Source organism: Streptomyces sp. ICC1 (assembly GCF_003287935.1).
Lineage (GTDB): Bacteria > Actinomycetota > Actinomycetes > Streptomycetales > Streptomycetaceae > Streptomyces > Streptomyces tritrimontium.
The window spans coordinates 8,260,748-8,281,349 of record NZ_CP030287.1 but is presented as its reverse complement, the minus strand read 5'-3'; the positions used below and the strand labels follow the sequence as shown (position 1 = coordinate 8,281,349).

21 protein-coding genes and 1 pseudogene are annotated in these 20,602 nt (G+C 74.3%); 9 read left to right on the top strand and 13 right to left on the bottom strand.

Translation table 11 applies throughout. The features are described from left to right. Positions 1-39: 39 nt before the first annotated feature. Positions 40-873 (bottom strand): MHYT domain-containing protein, encoded by an 834-nt coding sequence (locus DRB96_RS38820; protein ID WP_112452619.1) that lies wholly within the window; start codon positions 871-873, stop codon positions 40-42. A gap of 168 nt (positions 874-1,041) precedes the next feature. Between DRB96_RS38820 and DRB96_RS38815 the strand changes: the two genes are divergently transcribed. The 3 genes from DRB96_RS38815 to DRB96_RS38805 all read left to right on the top strand — a co-directional run bounded on the left by DRB96_RS38815 (position 1,042) and on the right by DRB96_RS38805 (position 3,110). Continuing rightward, on the top strand, positions 1,042-1,653 hold the full coding sequence (locus tag DRB96_RS38815; protein WP_112452618.1) for a methyltransferase domain-containing protein: 612 nt from the start codon (positions 1,042-1,044) through the stop codon (positions 1,651-1,653). Positions 1,654-1,800: 147 nt separating this feature from the next. Then, the gene (locus DRB96_RS38810; protein ID WP_112452617.1) at positions 1,801-2,589 is read left to right on the top strand and encodes a hypothetical protein; all 789 of its coding nucleotides are present in this window, start codon (positions 1,801-1,803) and stop codon (positions 2,587-2,589) included. Between the two features lie 56 nt (positions 2,590-2,645). Next, on the top strand, positions 2,646-3,110 hold the full coding sequence (locus DRB96_RS38805) for an SAM-dependent methyltransferase (RefSeq protein WP_112452616.1): 465 nt from the start codon (positions 2,646-2,648) through the stop codon (positions 3,108-3,110). Positions 3,111-3,286: 176 nt separating this feature from the next. On the opposite strand, the gene DRB96_RS38800 is transcribed toward DRB96_RS38805, so the two are convergent. Both DRB96_RS38800 and DRB96_RS38795 read right to left on the bottom strand, forming a co-directional pair. Further along, complete coding sequence (locus DRB96_RS38800) at positions 3,287-3,841, bottom strand: MOSC domain-containing protein (protein WP_112452615.1); 555 nt, start codon at positions 3,839-3,841, stop codon at positions 3,287-3,289. Positions 3,842-3,864: 23 nt separating this feature from the next. After that, positions 3,865-4,047 (bottom strand): hypothetical protein, encoded by a 183-nt coding sequence (locus DRB96_RS38795; RefSeq protein ID WP_112452614.1) that lies wholly within the window; start codon positions 4,045-4,047, stop codon positions 3,865-3,867. A 189-nt stretch (positions 4,048-4,236) separates the two neighbouring features. Here DRB96_RS38795 and DRB96_RS46140 point away from each other — a divergent pair, with 189 nt between their 5' ends. Further along, positions 4,237-5,664, top strand: a complete 1,428-nt coding sequence (locus DRB96_RS46140; RefSeq protein ID WP_343234670.1) for an SNF2 helicase-associated domain-containing protein — start codon at positions 4,237-4,239, stop codon at positions 5,662-5,664. Between the two features lie 721 nt (positions 5,665-6,385). Here the strand turns inward: DRB96_RS46140 and DRB96_RS38780 are convergent. Together DRB96_RS38780 and mgt are read right to left on the bottom strand one after the other, a co-directional pair. Beyond that, positions 6,386-6,940, bottom strand: coding sequence for a DUF1697 domain-containing protein (locus tag DRB96_RS38780; protein ID WP_112452612.1), 555 nt, complete (start codon positions 6,938-6,940; stop codon positions 6,386-6,388). After that, positions 6,937-8,211 carry a macrolide-inactivating glycosyltransferase gene (gene mgt / locus DRB96_RS38775; protein WP_112452611.1) on the bottom strand — a complete coding sequence of 425 codons (1,275 nt, stop codon included), beginning with the start codon at positions 8,209-8,211 and terminating at the stop codon, positions 6,937-6,939. Before mgt ends, DRB96_RS38780 begins: the two co-directional genes overlap by 4 nt. A gap of 129 nt (positions 8,212-8,340) precedes the next feature. Between mgt and DRB96_RS38770 the strand changes: the two genes are divergently transcribed. Together DRB96_RS38770 and DRB96_RS38765 are read left to right on the top strand one after the other, a co-directional pair. Further along, a complete protein-coding gene (locus tag DRB96_RS38770) occupies positions 8,341-9,207 on the top strand; it encodes an aminoglycoside phosphotransferase family protein (protein ID WP_112452610.1) in 867 nt (288 codons plus the stop codon). A 23-nt stretch (positions 9,208-9,230) separates the two neighbouring features. Beyond that, positions 9,231-9,872, top strand: a complete 642-nt coding sequence (locus tag DRB96_RS38765; RefSeq protein ID WP_112452609.1) for a hypothetical protein — start codon at positions 9,231-9,233, stop codon at positions 9,870-9,872. On the opposite strand, the gene DRB96_RS38760 is transcribed toward DRB96_RS38765, so the two are convergent. From DRB96_RS38760 to ndhC, 5 genes and pseudogenes are all read right to left on the bottom strand, one after another. Then, positions 9,866-10,453: a DUF2867 domain-containing protein gene (locus DRB96_RS38760; protein WP_112452608.1), complete on the bottom strand. Its 588-nt coding sequence runs from the start codon at positions 10,451-10,453 to the stop codon at positions 9,866-9,868. The genes DRB96_RS38765 and DRB96_RS38760 overlap by 7 nt on opposite strands. A 25-nt stretch (positions 10,454-10,478) precedes the next feature. Then, on the bottom strand, positions 10,479-11,195 hold the full coding sequence (locus DRB96_RS38755; protein WP_112454296.1) for a 3'-5' exonuclease: 717 nt from the start codon (positions 11,193-11,195) through the stop codon (positions 10,479-10,481). A gap of 216 nt (positions 11,196-11,411) precedes the next feature. Further along, positions 11,412-11,741 (bottom strand): annotated as a pseudogene (locus tag DRB96_RS45485) (NADH-quinone oxidoreductase subunit C); the annotation flags it as partial. 53 nt (positions 11,742-11,794) lie between these two features. Further along, complete coding sequence (locus DRB96_RS38745) at positions 11,795-12,412, bottom strand: NADH-quinone oxidoreductase subunit B (protein ID WP_112452607.1); 618 nt, start codon at positions 12,410-12,412, stop codon at positions 11,795-11,797. Then, positions 12,403-12,810 (bottom strand): NADH-quinone oxidoreductase subunit A, encoded by a 408-nt coding sequence (gene ndhC, locus DRB96_RS38740; protein ID WP_112452606.1) that lies wholly within the window; start codon positions 12,808-12,810, stop codon positions 12,403-12,405. Before ndhC ends, DRB96_RS38745 begins: the two co-directional genes overlap by 10 nt. Positions 12,811-12,965: 155 nt before the next feature. Here ndhC and DRB96_RS38735 point away from each other — a divergent pair, with 155 nt between their 5' ends. Both DRB96_RS38735 and DRB96_RS38730 read left to right on the top strand, forming a co-directional pair. Continuing rightward, positions 12,966-14,144, top strand: coding sequence for a sensor histidine kinase (locus DRB96_RS38735; RefSeq protein ID WP_112452605.1), 1,179 nt, complete (start codon positions 12,966-12,968; stop codon positions 14,142-14,144). 69 nt (positions 14,145-14,213) lie between these two features. After that, positions 14,214-16,805, top strand: coding sequence for an amino acid adenylation domain-containing protein (locus DRB96_RS38730; protein ID WP_275432094.1), 2,592 nt, complete (start codon positions 14,214-14,216; stop codon positions 16,803-16,805). Positions 16,806-16,820: 15 nt separating this feature from the next. On the opposite strand, the gene DRB96_RS38725 is transcribed toward DRB96_RS38730, so the two are convergent. Further along, positions 16,821-17,726, bottom strand: a complete 906-nt coding sequence (locus DRB96_RS38725) for a PucR family transcriptional regulator ligand-binding domain-containing protein (protein ID WP_162689134.1) — start codon at positions 17,724-17,726, stop codon at positions 16,821-16,823. Between the two features lie 199 nt (positions 17,727-17,925). Here DRB96_RS38725 and DRB96_RS38720 point away from each other — a divergent pair, with 199 nt between their 5' ends. Then, complete coding sequence (locus DRB96_RS38720) at positions 17,926-18,822, top strand: xanthine dehydrogenase family protein subunit M (RefSeq protein WP_112452602.1); 897 nt, start codon at positions 17,926-17,928, stop codon at positions 18,820-18,822. A 217-nt stretch (positions 18,823-19,039) separates the two neighbouring features. Here the strand turns inward: DRB96_RS38720 and DRB96_RS38715 are convergent, their stop codons facing one another. Together DRB96_RS38715 and DRB96_RS38710 are read right to left on the bottom strand one after the other, a co-directional pair. Beyond that, the gene (locus DRB96_RS38715) at positions 19,040-19,519 is read right to left on the bottom strand and encodes a RidA family protein (protein WP_112452601.1); all 480 of its coding nucleotides are present in this window, start codon (positions 19,517-19,519) and stop codon (positions 19,040-19,042) included. Between the two features lie 88 nt (positions 19,520-19,607). Beyond that, on the bottom strand, positions 19,608-20,489 hold the full coding sequence (locus tag DRB96_RS38710) for a zinc-binding dehydrogenase (RefSeq protein WP_112452600.1): 882 nt from the start codon (positions 20,487-20,489) through the stop codon (positions 19,608-19,610). Positions 20,490-20,602 lie beyond the last annotated feature (113 nt).

Genomic DNA, 20,602 nt, shown 5'->3' with positions numbered 1-20,602 from the left:
GGAAGGCCGGGCGGCGCTCCGCGGGCCGCCGCCCCGGTCTCAGCGGCCCGGCGGCGACGGGGCGGAAGCGGACACGGTGGGCGGGGCGGCCGCCGCACCGCGCTCCCCCAGGCGGCGGTCGGCCGAAGCGGCGGCGGAGGCCGCGCGTTCGTCGGCGGTCGGGGAGAGCGCGACGAACGCGGAGGTGATGAAGAGGTAGGAGCCGAGGCCGACGGCGAGCGGGAAGATGAACTGCATGGCGGTCGCGCCCGGCAGCGGTGCGTCCGAGGGGACGACGTGGACGGCGACGGCGAGCATGCCGGTGTAATGCATGCTGGTGACGGCGGCGCCCATGATCAGCGAGGCGACCGCGACGGCCACCGGGGACTTGATGTTGAGCGCCGCCCACAGGGCGGCGGTGGCGGCGACCACGGCGATGGCAATGGAGAGCCCGACCATCAGCGGGTCGTAGGAGACCGATCCGTGCAGGCGCAGGGCCGCCATGCCCAGGTAGTGCATGCTCGCGACGCCCAGGCCGGTGGTGAGGCCGCCGAGGACGAGGGCGCGGCCGCGGTCCTTGCCGTAGCCGACGGCGAACACTCCGGCGCCGACCACGACGACGGCGACGAGCAGCCCGAGGATGGTCAGCGGCACGTTGTAGCGGATCTCGGTCCCGGTGACGTGGAAGCCGAGCACCGCGACGAAGTGCATCGTCCAGATGCCCGTCCCGATGGCCGAGGCCGCCGTGAGGAGCCAGTTGCGGCGGGAGGCTCCGGTCGCGGCCTCGAGTGCGCGGACGGTGCAGCGCAGCCCGAGGGCAGCGCCGATGCAGGCCATCACGTATGACAGCGCGGGGGTAAGCCAGCCATAGGCGGCGTGGTCCAGGTGTCCCATGGCCACGGGACGCTAGTCCGGGTGAGGGCGCGAACAAGGGGCGCATTTCGAAAGCCACTGGAACTGCTGGAATATGACAGAGATACGTTCATCTGCGATCACACCGCGTACCACCTTGCACACGTTCCGCAGGCATGTGCCCGGACCGAGGTGGGGGATCATGGGCACATGAGCGAAGACCGCACACAGGATCACACCCGCGTCCAGGAGTTCTTCGGAGCGCGCGCGGCCGACTGGGACCGCAAGTTCCCCGGCGACGGCCCCGCCTTCGAGACGGCGGTGGCCGAGTTCGGTCTGCGGCCCGGGAACCGGGTGCTCGACGCGGGCTGCGGCACCGGCCGGGCGATGACCGCGCTGCGCGCGGCCGTGGGCCCGTCGGGCACCGTGCTCGGCGCCGACCTCACCCCTCAGATGCTGGCCGCCGCGCGGGACGCCGGCCGGGGCGCGCAGGGCGCGCTGCTGCTCGCGGACGTGGCGCAGCTGCCGCTGCGCGACGGGGCGCTCGACGCGGTCTTCGCCGCCGGGCTCATCGCCCACCTGCCCGACCCGGGGGCCAACCTGCGCGAACTCGCCCGCGTGGTTCGCCCCGACGGGCGGCTCGCGCTGTTCCACCCGATCGGGCGCGCGGCCCTGGCGGCGCGCCACGGCCGCGAGCTGACCCCGGACGACATGCGGGCGGAGCACAACCTCGGCCCGCTGCTGGCCGGTTCGGGCTGGCGGATGACCTCGTACGCGGACGAGGACGCCCGGTTCATGGCACTGGCCGTGCGCACCGCCTGAGGGCGGACGTCGCACGTCGCCCTCCCCGCCGCGGGCGCCAAACCCTCCGCGCAGGTGGCGGGCCTGGAAATCTCCTCCCGCCGCCTCTCGACGCGGTGGTTACTCGCTGGTTAGGGTGCGCCGACGAGAGAACGACCGGGAGGCCACGTGTCCGACGAGGAGGACGGCGGTTCGCTGTACGTGCTGACCGCCGTGCTGCTGACCCCCGCGCAGTTCCCGAGCATCCTGGGTGACGACTTCCCCGAGGCCTGCTCGCTGCTGGGCGTGCCGCCGGCGGCATCCGGGTACGGGCTGGTGCTCGGCCAGGACGAGGAGGGCGCGCGCTGGACGGTCGTGGTCGACGACGTCTCGCTCGTGGCCATGGCCATCGCTTCCTGGGACTGCGGGATGGAATACGACCTGTCCCCCGACGAACGGTCCATCGTGGTCTCGCTGGCGGGCTGGCCGCTGGAGCTCGCGGTGTCGACGGCGGGCATACCCGAGCCGCACGATCCGGAGCAGGGCGCCGACGGTACGGGCCGGGTGCCGCTGGCACCGCCTTCGGCCGAGGCCTGGGGGCCGGTGCAGCGGCGGATGGGCGCCGACCAGATCGCCCGCGAGTGGGCGACCTGGAGCGAGCGCGTGGCCTCGGACGGTGGGGCGGCGGCCGCCTCGCACCCGGGGCTGGCGCGGGCGCTGAAGGAGGCGCTGGGCTACACCCGGACCGTGCCGCCGCCGGGCCGGGTCCGGTCGTCCTTCGCCGGCGAGGAGGCGCGCACGCTGCGCGTGGACGGCCCCGGCTGGTCGCTGGTGGCCCGTACCGGCGGGGCGGCCTTCGTCCTGCTGGACGAGGAGCCGAGCGAGGTCCTGGCGGTCCCGCCCGAGGCGGACGGGGAACTCCCGGAGCTGGCGGAGCTGCTGACCGCGCTGGACCGCGTCGCGGTGCGGCCGGTCTGAACGCGAAGGGGGAGGCCGTGACGGCAGGTTCGGTGGGTCCGGTGGGTTCGGTGGGGATGGTCCCGGTGGGCGTGGTGGTCGGCGGCCGCGCGGAGGTCGTCGACGACGACTGGGGGCGGGAGGCGGCGGTGATCCGCCTGGACCGGGAGCGGTTCGGCCCCGAGGCGCTGTACGGGCTGGAGGACTTCTCGCACGTCGAGGTGGTCTACCACTTCGACCGGGTGCCGCAGGACAGGATCGAGACGGGCGCGCGTCACCCGCGGGGCAATCCGGACTGGCCGCTCGTCGGTATCTTCGCGCAGCGCGGCAAGAACCGGCCGAACCGGCTGGGCGTCTCGCGCTGCCGCGTCGTGAAGGTGGACGCCGGGGCGGCCGACGGTCCGGAGGTGCACGTGGAGGGCCTGGACGCGGTGTCGGGCACCCCGGTGCTCGATCTCAAGCCGTACATGGCGGAGTTCGGCCCGCGCGGCGACCACCGCCAGCCCGAGTGGGCGACCGTGCTGATGCGGGACTACTACTGACCGGCGCGGCGCCGTACGCCGCCGCCTCCCGGCCTTTCACGATGTGGGACACCCCGAACCCGCCCTCACCGCCCCGGATCTGCACCTGGTGATGTGCTGTGCGACGTGCACCGTCACCTGTACGCGATGCTGAGCCGCACTGTCATCGAGGTCCGGTCCGGGCCGTCGCTTTCGCGTCAGACCCGGTCGAGCGGGACGTGCGGGACCGGCGGGAGCGTGATCTCGATGGTGTCGCCGGGACGGATGGTGCCGCCCCGGTGGACCACGCCCATGATTCCGGCCTTGCGGAGCAGGTTGCCCTCCTCGTCCCGGCTCACCACCTGCTTGAGCAGCCCGTGCTGGAAGGCGTCGATCTGCAGGCACGGGTTGCGCAGGCCGGTCACCTCCACCACGGCGTCCTCGCCCAGGCGCAGCAGGGTGCCGGTCGGCAGGCCGAGCAGGTCGATGCCCTCGGTCGTGACGTTCTCGCCGAGCTGGCCCGGCTCGACCTGGTGACCCGCCTCCGCGACCTCCTCGAAGAGCTCCCGGTGGATGAGGTGGACCTGCCGCAGATTCGGCTGCGTCGGGTCCTGGGCCACGCGCGAACGGTGCTTCACCGTGACGCCCGCGTGAACGTCGCCCTCGACCCCCAGTCCCTCGATGAGCCTGATGCTCTCGCGCGTGGGCTTGGTGAACGAGTAGACGCCGTTGCTGCTGACCGCCGCGACCTGCGCCGCTCTCGCCGTGCTCATGGATCACTGCCCCCGTGGCGGCCTCAGCGGCCGATCTGCTTCCTGGATATTCCCCGCAGCCTACGACGCTGGGAGGAGTCCAACAGCAGGTAGGCGGCCGTCGGCACACCGATCAGGACCAGCAGTCCCGCCCAGAACCCGACCGCCCAGAACAGCACGATGGCTGCCACTACTCCGGCAACCGCGACCTTTCCGCTCGTGGACATCTGCGGACACCTCTTTCTCCGTCGGCCACTACCCCACTCAACGCGTGCTCCCGCTCCCGCGTTCCCACTCGCGCGACCGATCGACGCGGGGAACCCGCAGTGACCTGGGTCACGGCGGCGCCTCGGCCTGCGGGCCTCGCGGGTGGGTTAATCTCGGCCGCCCCGTTTCCGGTCAAGTTTGAGGATTGCGTGCTCTCGACGATCTCCGGCCTCATCAGCTCCCACGCCGTCTTCCTGCCCGCGGAACCTCCCCGTGCCGGCCGGATCGCCTTCTGGCAGCCGGATCCGGACGCGGATGCGGATGCGGATGCGGATGCGGATCTCCAGGGGCTGCGGCACGAGCTGCAGGGGCTCACCGGCCCCGGCACCCTCCAAGAGCTCACCGTCGTCGCCGCGGACCTGCGGACCGTCACCGTCAGCGCACTCGTCCTGCCGGTGGCCGACGCCGTGGCGCTGCTGACCCGGGTCCGGGCCGCCGCGTCGGCCGGGGCAGCGCCCTTCTGGGGCGCCGCCGCCCTGCTGGCCCTGCGCCTCGCCGCGCGCGGGCTGCTGCTGCCCGGGGTGAGCCCCGCCGGGTACGACGCCTGGCGGCTCGGCCCTCTGGAGGCCGCCGACCTGGCGGAGGTCCGGGAGCTGGCGGCCGCAATGCCTCCCGCCGCGCACTGCGTGCCGCTCGGCCCCGGCCTCGACCCCGACGGAGACGGCCCGGCACGGCTGCCCGCGCCGGAGCCGCTGCTGCGCGCCTTCCTCGACGCCGTCGCCGACACCCTGCCCCGCTCCCCCGCGGCGCCCGCCGCCGCCGGCGGGCCCGCCTACGCCGCCGTCGAGCCCGGACTCCACCCCGAGCTGCGCGAATGGGCCGCCGAGGTCGCGGCCGAGCACGAGGCGGGCGTGCGCGTCTCGCTCCGGATCGACCTCGACACCTCCTGCGAGCCCCCCGCCTTCCGGGCCGTGCTGCAGATGCACGGCCTCGCCGACGCCGCGCTCGTCGCGGACGCCGCCGACGTCTGGGCCGGAGCGGGCGCCGCCGCTGCCGGCTTCCCGCCGCGTGCCCGTCTGGACGCGCTCCGGGCCCTGCGCCGCGCCGCCCGCCTCTGGCGTCCGCTCGCGCCGCTGCTCGGCGCGGCCGTCCCCGACTCCGTGGACCTGGCCGACGAGGAGGTCGCGGAGCTGCTCGGGGAGGCCGGTCGCGCCCTGGCCGCCGACGGGGTGCAGGTGCACTGGCCGCGCGGGCTCGCCCGTACGCTCACCGCCCGCGCCGTCGTGGGACGCCCCGCGCCGGCGTCCGCCGCCGCCTCCGGCGACCTCCCCGGCCTGCTCTCCCCCACCGCAGCCCCCCCCCTCACCCGGCGCCACGCACCCGGCCGCCAGGGCGATCTGCCCGCCGGGCCGCCGGACCTGCTCCCCGAGGCCAGGCGCCCCCTGGCCCCGCTGCGTCCCCAGTCGGTCCTGGTCGCTTCCGCCCACGCCCGCCCGTCCCCGTCCCCCCTCCGCCCCGGCCCCCGCGTGCCGCCCCCCGCCGCCCCGGCCCCCCTCTCCACCCACGGTGCGCGACCGCGTCGCCGACGAGGCTGCCGCCGGCCGGGCGGCCACCCTCATCCGGGGCCGGGTCGGTGACCGTGTGGCGGGCATGTGGTTCGACGCCTCCACGGGGCGGCTGAACGCTTCCGTCCCCAACGCCGCGGACGCGGCGCTGGTCCGGGACGCGGGCGCCGGCGCCCGGCCGGCCCGGTACGGCCCGGGCGGACCGGGCGGGGCGGCCCGGCGGGGGGGCGGCGGGGCACAGGGTCGGGGCGGGCGTCGGGGAGGGGCGGGTGGCGGGCAGCGGGGTCCCCGGGCGGGTGCAGGCGTCGGCCAGGTACTCGGTCAGGGTGAGGTCGTGGGCCTCCCACCGTTCGGGGGCGCGGTGGTCGGACCGGTACGCGCGTCGGATGACGACCGTCCACCGGTCGGGGTCCGGGGAGACCGAGGTGTCCCAGAACAGGGTGTCGATGGACCGGACCGTGCCCCAGGCGAGCAGCCCGCCGGGGGCTGGGTGGACGGCCGGGCGCTGCGGCTCCGGCAGGGCCCGGGCGTCGATGCGGGCCTCGCGGTGGGTGTCGCGCAGCCAGTCTCCGTAGTCGAACCGGTCCTGGTCGTCCCCGTCCTCGGGTTGGGCGCAGGGAGTGGGGATCACGCAGTCCGCGCCGAACGCCACCGGCCCCCAGACGTCGGCCAGTCGCTTGTAGTCGGCGGGGAGCCGGAGCCCGAGCCACTCCTCGACCGCCGGCCAGTCGACGGGGACCGGCGCGGGCGGGTGCTCGGCGTCCGGCACGGCGAGATCGGCAAAGTCCATGCGTCAATCCTGGGTGAGTTCCACCAGCTTGGCGACCGTGTTCCAGTTTCGGGTGGTCACGTCGAGTCCCTTGACCACGGCCGGCTTGGCGAGGGCCTCTCCCAGTGCGGAGCGGCCCAGGCCGTTCGGGGCGTAGAGGTAGACGACGCGGTCGCCGACCCGGTACTCCTCCGGGAGGTACGCGGGTCCGTCGATGGACGCGAAGCGGGAACCGTCGGGCTGCTCGGAGCAGAAGGTGGCGTGGAGCTGCTTGCCCTCCAGGTCGGCGGCCGGGAACGGGCAGGCGTCGGCGACGGCGCGCAGGTACGCGCCGTCGACCACCAGGCAGGGGACGCGGAAGCCGAAGTGGGCTTCGATGGCCGCCTCCAGCTCGCGGGCGAGGGCCTCGGGGGTCGTCTTCTTCCCGCTGCTGAAGACGGCGTTGCCGCTCTGCAGGTAGGTCTGAGCGTCCTCGTGGCCCAGCTCGTGCAGGACCTGGCGCAGTTCGGCCATCGGGACCTTCTTGTTCCCGCCGACGTTGATGCCCCGGAGCAGCGCCGCGTACTTCGTCTTGGTCATGCCTGCACGATAGGCCGGTCCGCTGACAGCGCGGCCGGTCCGGGCCGCCCGGCCGTTTCCGCCGCTCCGGCCAGCTCCGCCTCGATCAGGTCCGCCGCCTGGCGCGTGCCTCCCTCGGTGGCCATCCGGGCGCGGATCGCCTCCGCCCGGGCTGCCACCTCCGGGTCGGCGACCAGGGCGAGGACGGCCTCGCGCAGGGTGGCGGCGTCGGCCTCGTCCATCGGGACGTGCCGGGCGACGCCGAGGCCCGCCAGCATGTCGGCGTTGCCGAACTGGTCGACGGCCTGCGGGACGGCGACCATCGGGGTGCCGGTGGCCAGGCCCTCCTGGCTGCCGCCCGCGCCCGCGTGGGTGATGAAGGCGTCGGCCCGGCGCAGGATGTCCAGTTGGGGAACCCAGCGGTGGACTTCGACGTTGGCGGGGATCGCGCCGATCTCGGCCTCGTCGGTGAACTTGCCGATCTGGAGCACCACGTGCCAGTCGGGCAGGTCCCCGAAGGCCTCGACGCAGGCCCGGTAGAAGGCCGGCTGCTTGGTGAAGGTGGAGCCGAGGGAGACCAGGAGGAGCTTCTTCCCCTCGGCGCCCGCGGGGCGCGTCCAGGTGCCCTGGGTGGCGCTGCGGTCGCCCTGGCAGGCGCCGACGAAGGTGTACACGGCCTCGTCGACCCGGTCGGCGTGCGGCTGGAGGGCGCGCGGGATGAGCACGATGCTGCGGCGGGGGCGGCCGACGAAGCGGTCGCTGTCCTCGTCGATGCCGTTCTCGTCGAGCCAGGCCCGGAAGCGGGCGTAGTACGCCTGCCCGCGCTCGGAGGCGCGCAGTGCGGCGAACATCGGCTCGGCCACCTCCTCCTCGTAGCCGGTCCACGCGACCAGGTTCGGGGAGAGGGAGACGGCGGGGACGCCCCAGCGGTGGGCGAGGACCATGGCCTGATAAGCGGTGATGTCGTGGAGGACGAGGTCCGGCTCGTCGCCCTCGAAGGCGGCCGCGAGCTGCGGGACGGCTTGGACGGCGTCGGTGAGGAAGGGCTCGATGTTGTCGATGAGCTCGGTGCCCCACGCGTCGGGGTCGTCCTCGGTGGGCAGGGTGGAGTTCCAGATCACCGGGGTGGCGCCGGTCTCGGCGACCTTGCCGGCGTAGGCGGCGGGAACGGCGTAGCTGACGCGGTGGCCGCGGGCGACGAGCTCGCGGATCACTTCGATGCTCGGGTTCACGTGGCCGGCGGCGGCGATCGAGAACATGGCGATGTGGGCGGGCTTCGCGGCTGAGGTCATGCGATGACCATAACGAGACGAGACGTCTCGTGCAACCTAAAAGGCGAAGAGATCGCCGACCCGGTGCGAAACTTGGCGCATCACGATCACCCCGGCACCCACCGGGACGGACGGACTGCGGAGCACGGCATGGACGAGGCACAGGCCAGGGACGCACTGACGGCGGCGGGCCTCACCTCGGCGCGGGCCGGGGCGCCCGAGCTGCTGGCCCTCGGCGAGAACGCCGTCTTCGCGCTCGGCGGAGGCTTGGTCGCCAAGGTCGGCCGGGAAGCGGCGCTGCTGCCGCGGGCCGAGCTGGAGCTCGCGGTGGCGGGCTGGCTCGCGGAGTCCGGGGTCCCGGCGGTCCGCGCGGCCGAGCCGGCGCCCCGTCTGGTGGACGGCCACCCGGTGACGCTGTGGCACCGGCTCCCGGACGCGGTCCGCCCGGCCGGCCCCGAGGACCTCGCGGCGCTGCTGCGGCAGATCCACGCCCTGCCCGCGCCGCCCTTCGCACTGCCGCCGCGCGACCTGCTGGGCGGGGTCGAACGCTGGCTCCGGCTGGCGGGCGAGGCGATCGACCCGGCGGACGCGGCGTACCTGCGGGCCCGCCGCGACGGGTACGCCGACCAGGTCGCCGCCCTCACCCCGCACCTGGCGCCGGGCCCGATCCACGGCGACGCGCTGCCCCGCAACGTCCACGTGGGTCCGGACGGGCCGGTCCTGGTCGACCTGGAGACGGTCTCCGCCGACCTGCGCGAGCACGACCTGGTGGTGATGGCGCTCTCCCGCGACCGGTACGGGCTGCCCGCCGAGTCCTACGGGGCCTTCTCGGCGGCGTACGGCTGGGACGTGCGCGAGTGGGAGGGCTGCGCGCTCCTGCGCGGCGCCCGCGAAACGGCCAGCTGCGCCTGGGTCTCCCAGCACGCCCCGACCAACCCCGGGGCCCTGGCCGAATTCCGCCGCCGGGTGGCCTCCCTGCGCGAGGGCGACCCGGAAATCCGCTGGCACGCGTTCTAGCACTGCCGTACAAATCTCCGCATATGAAACTTCCCCTCACCATCCACCAGGCCCGGCTCGGTGCCGCGGAGTTCAAGGTGATCCGCCCGGCCCGGCCGCCGGAGCGCGCGGTGCTGTCGGAGGGCCGCTGGTACCTGGACGCCGAGGTCGACCAGGGCGCCGCCCAGCTGATCGCCGGGCTGTGGGCGCTCGCCGCCACCTCGCCGCGCTCGCTGGTCCACGTCCCGCTGCGGCGCGACGACCCCGCCACGGGGCGGCCCGGACTCGACCTCGTCCTGCTGCACCACTCGCTCCAGTTCGCACCCTCGCGCTGGAAGGAGCTGCGGGCCAAGCTCGGCGCCGGCCGGGCACGGACGGCGGACCTACCGGGGCCGACCGCCTTCGACCCCGCGGTCGACCACTACCCGCAGGAGCGGCACCACAAGGAGAACCGGGACCGGTTCCACACCCGCGTCCACACCGAAACGCTGTTCCTGACGGGGAGCGCCACGCTGTTCGCCGACACCGCGTGGGTCTTCGCCGACGTCGCCCACAACGGCTCCGGCCACGTCTACGCCCACCCCGCCCGGCGGCACTACTGCGTCGAGCTGGACCAGGGGAACGGCTACTTCGGGAGCGGCTCGGGGCTCCACGTCGTCTACCGCGACGAGTGGCCCGACTACTGACCGGCCTGCTGACCGGCCCGCCATGCGCGGCCGATGCCGCGGATCATCGCCGGGTACACCCCGAGGTACCGGAAGGGCTTGATGCCGGCCATGTAGAGCCCGCCGAGCAGGCCGTTGGGTTTGACCAGGACGGCCATCTGCCCGTGGTGGCCGCCGGCGCCGTCCTCGACCCAGCCGATGTGCAGCACGCCGTGCACGGTCCGGTTGGCCGTCTCCGCCGCCCACTCGTCGTGCGTCTGGTAGACGGAGGTGAACGGGAACGCGCCGAACTCCGGTCCCCGGGGGCCCTCCCGGAGGTCTTCCGGCAGCCGGTCCCGCAGCGAGGCCACCCGGCCGCCGACCCCGTCGGCCGGCCGGTCCCAGCCGAGCAGCGCCCCGAGCCGCCGGCGGATCGCGAAGAGCGCGCGCCCGACCGGCGAGGAGACCTCGCCCGTGCCGTTCGCGAACTGCTCCACGAGCCGGGCGAGGTCGTCGGGGCCGCCCGGCGTGGGCAGCTCCCACACGTCCTCGACCTGGAAGTCGGGGGCGATCTCGTGGATCCGCCAGGGACGGTCGGTGTGGGCGCTTCGGGGAAGTCTCATGAGCCGGATCCTGCCGCGTCCGCCCTCAGACCCGGTAGGGCACGACGGGCCAGGCCCGCTCGACTATCGCCTCGGGGTCCGAGGTCCGGCGCAGGTAGCTCTGCAGCGACACCGCCTGCTCGGCCGCCGCGCGGATCTGCAGGTCGTGGAGCTCGGCCAGCGCGACCGTCCCTATCGCCGCGTGCCTCGCCCCCATCCGCCGCGCCGTCCGGGCCGCCGCCAGCGCGTCCGCGCCCGCGTTGTGCGCCTCGTCGAGGGTCACGCCGTAGTGCTCGCAGAGGGCCTGGAGGGTCCGCCTGCCCTTGCGGTACCGGTCCGCGTGCTTGTCCAGGACCAGGGGGTCTATGACGGGCGCGGGCCTGCCCGGCCACCGCTCGCCCAGCGGCCGGATCCCGTGCCGCCGGCACTCGCGGTCCAGCAGGGTCAGGTCGTACCGCGCGTTCATCACCACGAGCGGGGTCCCCGAGCCCAGCTCCTCGAAGAGCGTCTGCGTGATCTCCTCTATCGCCGGAGCCGCCGCCATCCCCTCCGCGCGGGCGCGGTCCGTGGAGATGCCGTGGATGGCGGAGGCCTCCTCGGGGATGGGCACCCCCGGGTCCACCAGCCACGTCCGCTCGCGTGCCACCTGCCCGTCCGGCCCGAGCGCCACGACCGCCGCCGTCACGATGCGGTCGCACTCGATGTCGGTCCCCGTGGTCTCCAGGTCGAAGGCCACCATCGGTCCGCCGTGCCAGTCCCCCATGCCGTGCCAGTCCGGGGCCGGCGGGAGCTGGCCCTTCATCGGGCCCCAGTCGTTGGGGTCCGGCACGCCCGGCGGAAGCATCTGGCGGCGCTTCGGGGCGTCCGGGTCGTGCGCCTCGCCCGGCTCCTTGGCTCCCGGCCAGGCCTTGGCGACGCGCGCCGCGAGGACGAAGTCCTTGCGCAGCGGGTGGCCTTCGAAGTTCTCGGGGAGGAGCAGCGGGACCAGGTTCGGGTGGTCGGTGAAGACGACTCCGAACATCTCGAAGGTTTCGCGCTCGTGCCATTCGGCGCCCGCGTAGACGGCGACGGCCGAGGGCAGGGAGGGCGCCGAGTGCGGGACGGTGGTCCGCAGCAGCAGGCGGCGTACGCGGTGGTTCTCGAGGGAGACGACGTGGGCGCAGATGCGGAATCCCGTGCCCGGCTCGTCCACCGCGCTCAGCCAGTCGAAGTACGTGCAGCCCAGCTTGTCGCGGGCGATCTCCAGCGCGGGGATCCAGCTGGCGGTGGGGACGTCGACGGTGAGGACGGAGTAGGCGTACGAGCCCACGGCTTCCTCGCCGAAGACCGTTCCCGCCGCGTCCGGGAGGGAGTCGTAGAGGTTCACGCGTCCGCCCCGGGGGCCGCCGGCGGGGTGACCAGGCCGCTGGTGAGCTGCGCGGGCGACGGCCGGGCCGTCGTCGCGTAGCGCTCCGCCAGCGATTCGCGGGCGATCTTCTCCTGCAGCTTGAGGATGCCCTGCAGCAGCGCCTCGGGGCGGGGCGGGCAGCCCGGGACGTAGACGTCGACCGGGATGATCTGGTCGACGCCCTTGGTCACCGAGTACGAGTCCCAGTACGGCCCGCCGCAATTGGAGCAGGCGCCGAAGGAGATGACGTACTTCGGCTCCGGCATCTGTTCGTACAGCCGCTTGACGGCCGGGGCCATCTTGTCCGTCACCGTGCCGGAAACGATCATGAGGTCGGCCTGGCGCGGTCCGGGCGCGAAGGGGATGACGCCGAGCCGGATGAAGTCGTGGCGGGCCATCGAGGCCGCGATGAACTCGATGGCGCAGCAGGCGAGGCCGAAGTTGAAGACCCACAGGCTGTAGCGGCGGCCCCAGTTGAGGACCACCTTCATGGGCTCGGGCGCGAGGCGGGAGAGCACTCCCAGCCTCTTCGGCTCCGGGAGCAGCTGCGGCTCCGACGGCACGGCCGGGGTACCGGCCGGAGTCACAGCCATTCGAGGACGCCCTTCTTGTACGCATAGAGCAGGCCGACGGCCAGGAAGCCGAGGAAGATGAACATCTCCACCAGCGTCGTGGCGCCGTAACCGGCGGCGGCGAACACCGTCGCCCACGGGAACAGGAAGATCGAGTCGACGGCGAAGATGACGTAGAGGAAGGCGTAGACGTAGTAGCGGACCTGGGTGTGCGCCCAGCCCTCGCCCACCGGGTCCACACCGCACTCGTACGTCAGCAGCTTCTCGCGGGTCGGGACGTTGGGCCGCAGCAGGCGGCCGGCGCCGAACGCCACCGCCACGAAGAGCACACCGAGCGCGGCCAGGAGGCCGACGACCGAATACGTCCGGAAGTAGTCCGCAGCGAGCACGGTCACGGTCGATACCGTCGGTTCGGGCACGTCCGTTCCTCGTTCCTCGGCGACTGTCGACGATCAGGTTGATCTGTTACGGACGGGAGTCTAGGGCCTGGGCCCGACGGGGTGGGGTTATCCCCCGTTTACCTCGGCCCGGCTACCCCATGGCATCGGGTCCGCGCGCTTGACAGGGTGGGCGCATGACCGCGACCGATCACACCCCCGACGGCGACACCCCTCCTCCCGTCCGCGCCCCCTTCAGTGCCGGGACCTGGAAGGAAATCGCGTACCTGCTGAGCAATTTCCCCGCCGCCCTCATCGGGTTCGTCTACACGGTCGTCATGGTGTCGACCGCGGGTGGTCTGGCCGTGACCGCGATCGGTCTTCCGCTGTTCGCGGGCGGCCTGTTCCTGTCTCGCCAGTTGGGACGGCTGGAACGGGCCCGGGCGCGCGACCTCTTGGGCGTACGGGTGGACGAGCCGAGCCCGATGCCCGGGCCGGCGCGCTCGGGCGGATTCTTCCCCTGGCTGTGGGCGAGCCTCAAGGACTCGGTGGCGTGGCGGACCGTGCTGTTCGAGCTGATCCGGCTGCCGTGGGCAGTGCTCACCTTCACGGTGGCGCTGACCGGGCTGTTCGTGCTGTGGCCGGTGCTGCCGTGGGTGGTGCGGGGGCTCGCGAACGTGGACCGGGCGATGGTACGGGGCCTGCTGTCTCCCTCGGACGAACTGGAGCGGCGGATCGCGGAGCTGGAGTCCGACCGCGGGGTCGTCGTCGACACCGCGGCGGCGGACCTGCGGCGGATCGAGCGGGACCTGCACGACGGGGCACAGGCGCGGCTGGTGGCGCTGGCGATGGGGCTGGGCCTGGCGAAGGAGAAGCTGCTGGAGGACCCCGAGGGGGCGGCGGCGATGGTGGACGAGGCGCATGGTGAGGTGAAGCTGGCGCTGCGCGAACTGCGGGACCTGGCGCGGGGCATCCACCCGGCGGTGCTGACCGACCGGGGTCTGGACGCGGCGCTGTCGTCGGTGGCCTCGCGGTGCCTGGTGCCGGTGAAGGTGTCGGTGGACATGCCGGCGCGGCCGGCGGAGGCGATCGAGGGGATCGCGTACTTCGTGGTCTCGGAGCTGCTGCAGAACGTGAGCAAGCACGCGGGGCCGCAGGCGCGGGGCGCCTCGGTGGAGGTGTGGCGGGCGGAGCGGCGGCTGCTGATCCGGGTGTCGGACGACGGGCGCGGCGGGGCGGATGCCCTGGCCGGGTCGGGGTTGGCGGGGCTCTCGGAGCGGCTCGGCGCGGTGGACGGGGTGCTGGTGGTGGATTCCCCGGAGGGTGCGGGGACGGTGGTGACGGCGGAGCTCCCGTGGCGGGACCGGGTGGCCTGACCTGCGCGCGCTTGGCCTGGCCGGCCGGTGGTCTGATCCGGCGGAGCCCGGGGTCCAGGGGGTGTACCCCTGGACCCCGGGCTCGTCGCCGGGCTCGACGCCCTGGCCCGCGAGCAGCGCTGCACCCCGTTCATGGTGCTGCTCGCCGCCTACCAGAGCGTGCTGGCCCGCTGGAGCGGCGACTACGACTTCGCCGTCGGCACCCCCCTGGCCGGCCGCAACGAGACCGCCCACGAGGCCCTGCTCGGCTACTTCTCCCGCACCGGGGTGATCCGTGCGGACCTCACCGGCGAGCCCGACTTCCGCACCGTGCTGCGCCGGGTGCGCTCCGCCACGATGGCCGCGCTGAGCCATCAGGACATCCCGGTCGAGCGGGTGGCCGCCGAACTGGGGCTGCCCGTGCTGCCCGGCGTCGGCCCGCTCTACCAGGCGGTGTTCGTCCACCAGAGCCAGTACGAGCTGGCCGGCGCCGACGAGCGGACCTCGCTGCCCGCGGGCGTCCGGACGGCGGACATGGACTCCGGTTTCGACCGGGCCAAGACCGATCTGCTGTTGGACAGTTGGCGCACCCCGAACGGCGGGATGACGCTCTCGTTCTGCTTCGACCGGGAGCTCTTCGAGCGCCCCACGGTCGAGGCTCTGGCGCGCCGGGTACGCGACCTGCTCGCCCGAGCCGTCGTGGACGTGGAGGTCCCGCTGCACGGTGACTGGCTGTTGGCCGTCGAGGAGCGCGCCGCGCTGCTCGCCCTCGGCGCCGGACCCGCCGTCACCGAGGCCCCCCGCCCGATCCTGCGCGGCTTCGCCGACCAGGTGGCCGCCCGCCCCGACGCACCCGCCCTGGAGTGCGCGGGGAGCGTCCGTACCTACGCCGAACTCGACCGCGCCTCGGATGAGTTGGCAGGTCGACTGGGCCCGGTGGCCGGCCGTGCGGTGGGCGTCCGGATCGAGCCGTCCTTCGAACTGGTCACCGCCCTGCTGGCGATCTGGAAGGCCGGCGCGGGCTACCTGCCGCTCGACCCCGCGCACCCGGCCGAGCGCCAGCGGCTGATGCTCGGCGAGGCGGACGCCGCCCTGCTGCTCACCGCGGGCGAGCATCCGGACCTGGGGGTCCCGGTGCTGGCCGTCGACGATCCGGACACCGGGCCCGGGCAGGCCGGGACCGAGCCGGCCGGAGCCGCGGGCATCGCGTCCGGGAGCACGGGGCACGCGGGGGCCGCGCTGCCCGGGACCGACCCGGGCGGCCTCGCGTACGTCCTCTACACCTCGGGCTCCACCGGCGCCCCCAAGGGCGTCGCCGTCGAGCACGCCGCTCTGGCCGAGCGCGTCCGGTGGATGGCAGGACCGGAGGGCTACCGGCTTCGGCCGGGCGACCGGATCGTCCAGTTCGCCTCCATCGGGTTCGACACCCACGCCGAGGAGATCTGGCCCGCCCTCACCGCGGGCGCCTGTGTCGTCCTGCTGCCCGGCGGCGGCCGGATGCTGCCCGACCTGCTGCGCGGCGAGGCCGGCCGGTCCGTCACCGTACTCGACCTGCCCACCGCGTACTGGGAGGAGCTGGTGTCGCTCGGAGACCAGGCCCCGTGGCCGCCGGCCCTGCGCCTGGTGGTCCTCGGCGGTTCCGAGGCGCGCGCCGTCACCCTCGCCCGGTGGCGGGAGCGGCACGGCGACACCGTCCGGCTGGTCAACACCTACGGCCCGACCGAGGCCACCGTCATCGTCACCGCGGGCGACCTCGGTGGCGGTGACGCTGGCGAACTCCGTGGCGGCCTCGGTGGCGGCCTCGGTGGCGGGCCCGCCGCCGAGCGGCGCCCGCCGCTCGGCCGTCCGCTGCCGGGGGTGCGGCTCTACGTCTTGGACGAGCGCGGCAGCCTGCTGCCCGCCGGCTCCGAGGGCGAGCTGTACATCGGCGGCGAAGGCCTCGCGCGCGGCTACCTGGCCCGGCCCGAGCTGACCGCGGAGGCCTTCCTCCCGGATCCGTTCGCCGACGCCCCGGACGGCCGGATGTACCGCACCGGCGACCGCGCCCGGTGGCGCACCGACGGGCAGTTGGAGTTCCTCGGCCGCGCCGACGGCCAGGTGAAGATCCGCGGATACCGGATCGAGCCCGCCGAGATCGAGGCCGCCCTCACCGCCCACCCGGCCGTCGGCCGGGTGGCCGTCCTGGTCCGCGACGGCCGCCGGCTGATCGCCTACGCCGTCCCGCGCCCGGCCGCACCGCGGGCGGGCGAACTGCGCGAGTACCTGGCGCTGCGCCTGCCGTCCTTCATGGTGCCGGACGCCGTGGTCCTGCTCGACACCCTCCCGCTCACCGCCAACGGCAAGCTCGATGCCGCGGCCCTGCCCGACCCGGACCCGGCGGGTGCCGCCGCCGGGTACCTGGCGCCCCGCACCGATGCCGAGGCCCTGGTGGTCGACCTCTGGCAGGAGGTGCTCGGCGTACCGAAGGTCGGCGTACTGGACGACTTCCTCGCCCTCGGCGGGGACTCGCTCCTGGTCACCAGGGTCGCCGCCCGCATCCGGGCGGGCGTCGGCCTCGACGTGTCGATCCGCGACGTCTTCGAGAGCCCCACCCCGGCAGCCCTGGCGGCCCGGATCGAGGCACTGCTGATCGCGGAGATCGACGCCCTCAGCGAGGAGGAGGCCGCCGACCGGCTGGACTGACTCCGCCCGCCCGCCCTACCCTCCACCCGGCCCGCCCCCGCCGTGCGGCTCCAACAGGGCCAGCAGCCGCCCGGCGGTGCTCCGGCGCGCCGTGCGGTCGGTGTCGCGCCCGGACCGCTCCACCGCGACCAGCCGCGCGAGCCGCTCCACGAGGTCCACGCGCTCGCGGCCCCAGTCGGCGCAGTCGGCCTCGACCGCGATCAGCCAGTCGGTCGGCGCGGCCCCGGCGTCCGGCCCGGTGCGCACCGGAAACAGCGAGTACGCCGTGGAGCGGGCGACCGTGCGGTGCGGGGCGGGCCCGCCCGCCCGCTCGGCGGCCAGGAACCGGCCCGCCAGCGCCGAGGCCGTCTTCTCCGGCAGCGGCGGCCGCGCACCCGCGATCTGCCGGCCCGTGGGGGAGAGGATGTACGCCCGCAGGTCCAGCTCGGCCAGCATCAGCTCGAGGAGGGCGTCGGCCCCTGCCCCGGCCTGCCGGTCGGCGGTGAACCGCCGGTGCCGGTCGACCAGCGCGGCGAGGTTCCCGACCCGCGCCCCGGCCCGGCTGCGCGCCACGTACTCGGTGACGGCCGTGAAGGGCACCTCCACGCCCACCGCGAGCAGCGGCAGCCCGTGCCGGTCGCAGGCCTCCACCAGATCGGCGGGCACGTGCCCGAACTTGGCCTCGCCCGCGCCCAGTGCGGCGCAGCCGGCTTCCACGAGGACGCGTACGAAGGCGTCGCACTGGCCGGCCCCGGCGTCCTTGCGGCGCCAGGCCAGCCCGGACAGCACCAGGTCCCCGGGGGACACGAAGCGCCCCGGGTCGGGCAGGTCGATGGTCACGGCGGCGAGCACGGGCCGGTCGAGGTGCCCGCCGCCGCCGAGCAGGCGCAGTTCGGGCAGCCCGGGGAGAGCTTCGGACGACAGCAGATCACGCAGCCTCATGGCTCCACCCTGCCATGCGCCGCAACCGGGCCGATCTGTTCGACATCCCACAGAACCGCAGGTCAGGACTTTACGTTGGGGTAATTCCACGGAAATCGGTTTGAGTCCGCTCGCCATGGTTCATGGGATCGGTGACTGTCGAACACCCGCCCCGGGGGCCGCACTTGCCCCACAGGTACGACGAATGAGAGCCCCCCACATGGACTTCCTTCGCCCCGCCAGCTGGGAGGAGGCGCTCGCCGCGAAGGCCGAGTACCCCACGGCCGTCCCGATCGCGGGCGGCACGGACGTGATGGTCGAGATCAACTTCGACCACCGCCGGCCCGAACAGCTCCTGGACCTCAACCGCATCGCCGCGCTGCGTGAGTGGGAGGTCGGCGGGGACGCGGTCCGGCTGGGCGCCTGCGTCCCGTACACGCGGATCATGGAGAGCCTGCGCGCGGAGCTTCCGGGACTCGCGCTCGCCTCGCACACGGTCGCGTCCCCGCAGATCCGCAACCGGGGCAGCGTCGGCGGCAACCTCGGCACCGCCTCGCCGGCCGGTGATGCGCACCCCGCGCTGCTCTCGGCGGGCGCCGCGGTCGAGGTGGAGTCCGTACGCGGATCCCGCCTGATCCCGATCGACGCGTTCTACACGGGCGTCAAGCGCAACGCGCTCGCCCCGGACGAGCTGATCCGGGCCGTCCACATCACGAAGGCGGACGGCCCCCAGCAGTACTCGAAGGTCGGCACCCGCAACGCGATGGTCATCGCCGTCTGCGCGTTCGGCCTCGCCCTGCACCCCGCGACCCGCACGGTCCGTACCGGCATCGGCTCCGCGGCCCCCACTCCGATCCGGGCGAAGACCGCCGAGGAGTTCTTGAACGCCGTGCTCGAAGAGGGCGGCTTCTGGGAGTCCGGCGAGGTCATCACCCCGTCGGTCGTCAAGCAGTTCGGCGACCTCGCCTCCGGGGCGACGAACCCGATCGACGACGTCCGCGGAACGGCGAAGTACCGCCGCCACGCGGTCGCCGTCATGGCCCGCCGCCAGCTCGTCTGGACGTGGGAGCAGTACTGCGGCTCGCGCGGCGGCCGCTCGCCCCGCGGGGGTGCGTGATCGGGCGCGTCGATCCCACCGTCAACAGCCGTCAAACGAAAGAGCCGGCCACAGCACTAGTGTTGTGACCGGAAAGGTTCACCGGGTCGCGGCGCCCGGCACGGCACCTCGCCGCGTTGTCGGACCACACCGGTACGTCCAGTACGAGGCGTGGTCCTCCGCCTTGCGATGCACCGCACCGGACACCGCGACCCGGCAAACCTTCCCGGCCACAGCACTAGACGCCCATAGGGGTGTGCAGTTCCACGACGAGCTCGACCTCGACGGGGGCGTCCAACGGCAGCACGGACACGCCGACGGCGCTGCGGGCGTGGATGCCGGCGTCGCCGAAGGCGGTGCCCAGCAGCTCGCTGGCGCCGTTGAGCACGCCCGGCTGGCCGGTGAAGTGGGGATCGCTGGCGATGAAGCCGACGACCTTGACCACGCGCTTGACGGCGGACAGGTCCCCGGAGACGGAGGCGACGGCGGCCAGCGCGTTCAGCGCGCACTGCCGCGCCAGCTCCTTGGCCTGCTCCGGGGTGACTTCGGCGCCGACCTTGCCGGTCAGCGGGAGGGAGCCGTCGACCATCGGGAGCTGGCCCGAGGTGTACACGTAGTGGCCGCTCTGGACGGCCGGGACGTAGACGGCGACCGGCGAGGGGGTCGGCGGGAGCTTCAGTCCGGCGGCGGCGAGGCGTTCTTCGGGGGTGCTGGGCATGACGGGGGTCCCTTCACGGAGCGGGCTCCGGACGGCGGATCGGGTCGCGGGTCGGGTCGTGGCTGGGGGGCGCGGATCAGGCCGCGGATCAGCTCGGGCGGGGGAAGAGGATGACCGGTTTGATCATGCCGGGCTCCCGGGCGACGAGCCGGGCGAAGGCCTCCTCGACACGGTGGAAGGGGAATTCGTGGGTCGTGATCACCGTCGGGTTCACGAGCCCCTCGCCGATCAGCCGCAGGGCCCGCGCGAACCGCGCGCCGCTGCTCTGCGGCGGCCGGCAGCGGGCGTAGGTGATCCGGCCGCCGCCGGAGAGCCCTTCGCGGGCCGCCCTCGCGGCGGCGGGCGAGGCCGTCGCCATGATCGCCCGGTCCGCGCCGGCGCCGCCGGTCAGCTCCAGGATCCGCTCGGCGGTGTCCTCGTAGGCCGGATCGATGACCACGTCCGCCCCGAACCGCAGGGCGAGGCGCTGCCGCTTCATCTCCGGCTCGACGGCGATGACGCGCGCACCGCGCAGCCGCCCGGCCGCGATGGTGGCGCCGAGCCCGACGGCGCCCTGCCCGAAGACCACGACGCTCCCGCCCGGGGGCGGTCCGGACTCCTCGGCGGCGGCGAAGCCGGTGGGCAGCGAGCCGGCCGCGTACAGGGCCTGGTGGTCGCTGATGCTGTCGGGGAGCGCCACGAGCCCGGCTCCGGCCGCCGGGGCGCGGAAGAACTCGGCGAGCCGCCCGTGGCCCTCGACCCCGACGCGCCGGCCGACGTAGGACGGGCAGACTCCGGGGCCGATGGCCTCGACGGTGCCGACGGCCTCGTGGCCGAGCCCGGTGGGCGCTCCGGCGGCGGTGTGCCCGTCCCAGGCGCAGATGAGCGCGGCCGAGGTGCGTACGAGGACTTCGCCCGCCCGGGGTTCGGGAACGGGCCGGTCCGCCACGGCGGGCGGCTCGCCGGTCCGGCGCAGCGCGAAGGCCTTCAAGGGGTCTCCCTACGGTGTGACACGGCTGGTCCACTCAACCATCGCCGCCCGGATCCGGTCGGGCAGGGGGCCGGAGGTCGCGAACCGGCGGGCCGAGCGACTCGACCTCGCGG

Coding starts and splice junctions, on each gene's coding strand:
- DRB96_RS38815 (WP_112452618.1), top strand. CDS start 1,042: ATGAGCGAAGACCGCACACAGGATCACACCCGCGTCCAGGAGTTCTTC.
- DRB96_RS38820 (WP_112452619.1), bottom strand. CDS start 873: ATGGGACACCTGGACCACGCCGCCTATGGCTGGCTTACCCCCGCGCTG.
- mgt (WP_112452611.1), bottom strand. CDS start 8,211: ATGACCTCAGCCGCGAAGCCCGCCCACATCGCCATGTTCTCGATCGCC.
- DRB96_RS38725 (WP_162689134.1), bottom strand. CDS start 17,726: ATGAGGCTGCGTGATCTGCTGTCGTCCGAAGCTCTCCCCGGGCTGCCC.
- DRB96_RS38715 (WP_112452601.1), bottom strand. CDS start 19,519: ATGCCCAGCACCCCCGAAGAACGCCTCGCCGCCGCCGGACTGAAGCTC.
- DRB96_RS38805 (WP_112452616.1), top strand. CDS start 2,646: ATGGTCCCGGTGGGCGTGGTGGTCGGCGGCCGCGCGGAGGTCGTCGAC.
- DRB96_RS38735 (WP_112452605.1), top strand. CDS start 12,966: ATGACCGCGACCGATCACACCCCCGACGGCGACACCCCTCCTCCCGTC.
- DRB96_RS38795 (WP_112452614.1), bottom strand. CDS start 4,047: ATGTCCACGAGCGGAAAGGTCGCGGTTGCCGGAGTAGTGGCAGCCATC.
- DRB96_RS38720 (WP_112452602.1), top strand. CDS start 17,926: ATGGACTTCCTTCGCCCCGCCAGCTGGGAGGAGGCGCTCGCCGCGAAG.
- DRB96_RS38780 (WP_112452612.1), bottom strand. CDS start 6,940: ATGACCAAGACGAAGTACGCGGCGCTGCTCCGGGGCATCAACGTCGGC.
- DRB96_RS38760 (WP_112452608.1), bottom strand. CDS start 10,453: ATGAGACTTCCCCGAAGCGCCCACACCGACCGTCCCTGGCGGATCCAC.
- DRB96_RS38755 (WP_112454296.1), bottom strand. CDS start 11,195: ATGGGGGACTGGCACGGCGGACCGATGGTGGCCTTCGACCTGGAGACC.
- DRB96_RS38800 (WP_112452615.1), bottom strand. CDS start 3,841: ATGAGCACGGCGAGAGCGGCGCAGGTCGCGGCGGTCAGCAGCAACGGC.
- DRB96_RS38745 (WP_112452607.1), bottom strand. CDS start 12,412: ATGGCTGTGACTCCGGCCGGTACCCCGGCCGTGCCGTCGGAGCCGCAG.
- DRB96_RS38765 (WP_112452609.1), top strand. CDS start 9,231: ATGAAACTTCCCCTCACCATCCACCAGGCCCGGCTCGGTGCCGCGGAG.
- DRB96_RS38770 (WP_112452610.1), top strand. CDS start 8,341: ATGGACGAGGCACAGGCCAGGGACGCACTGACGGCGGCGGGCCTCACC.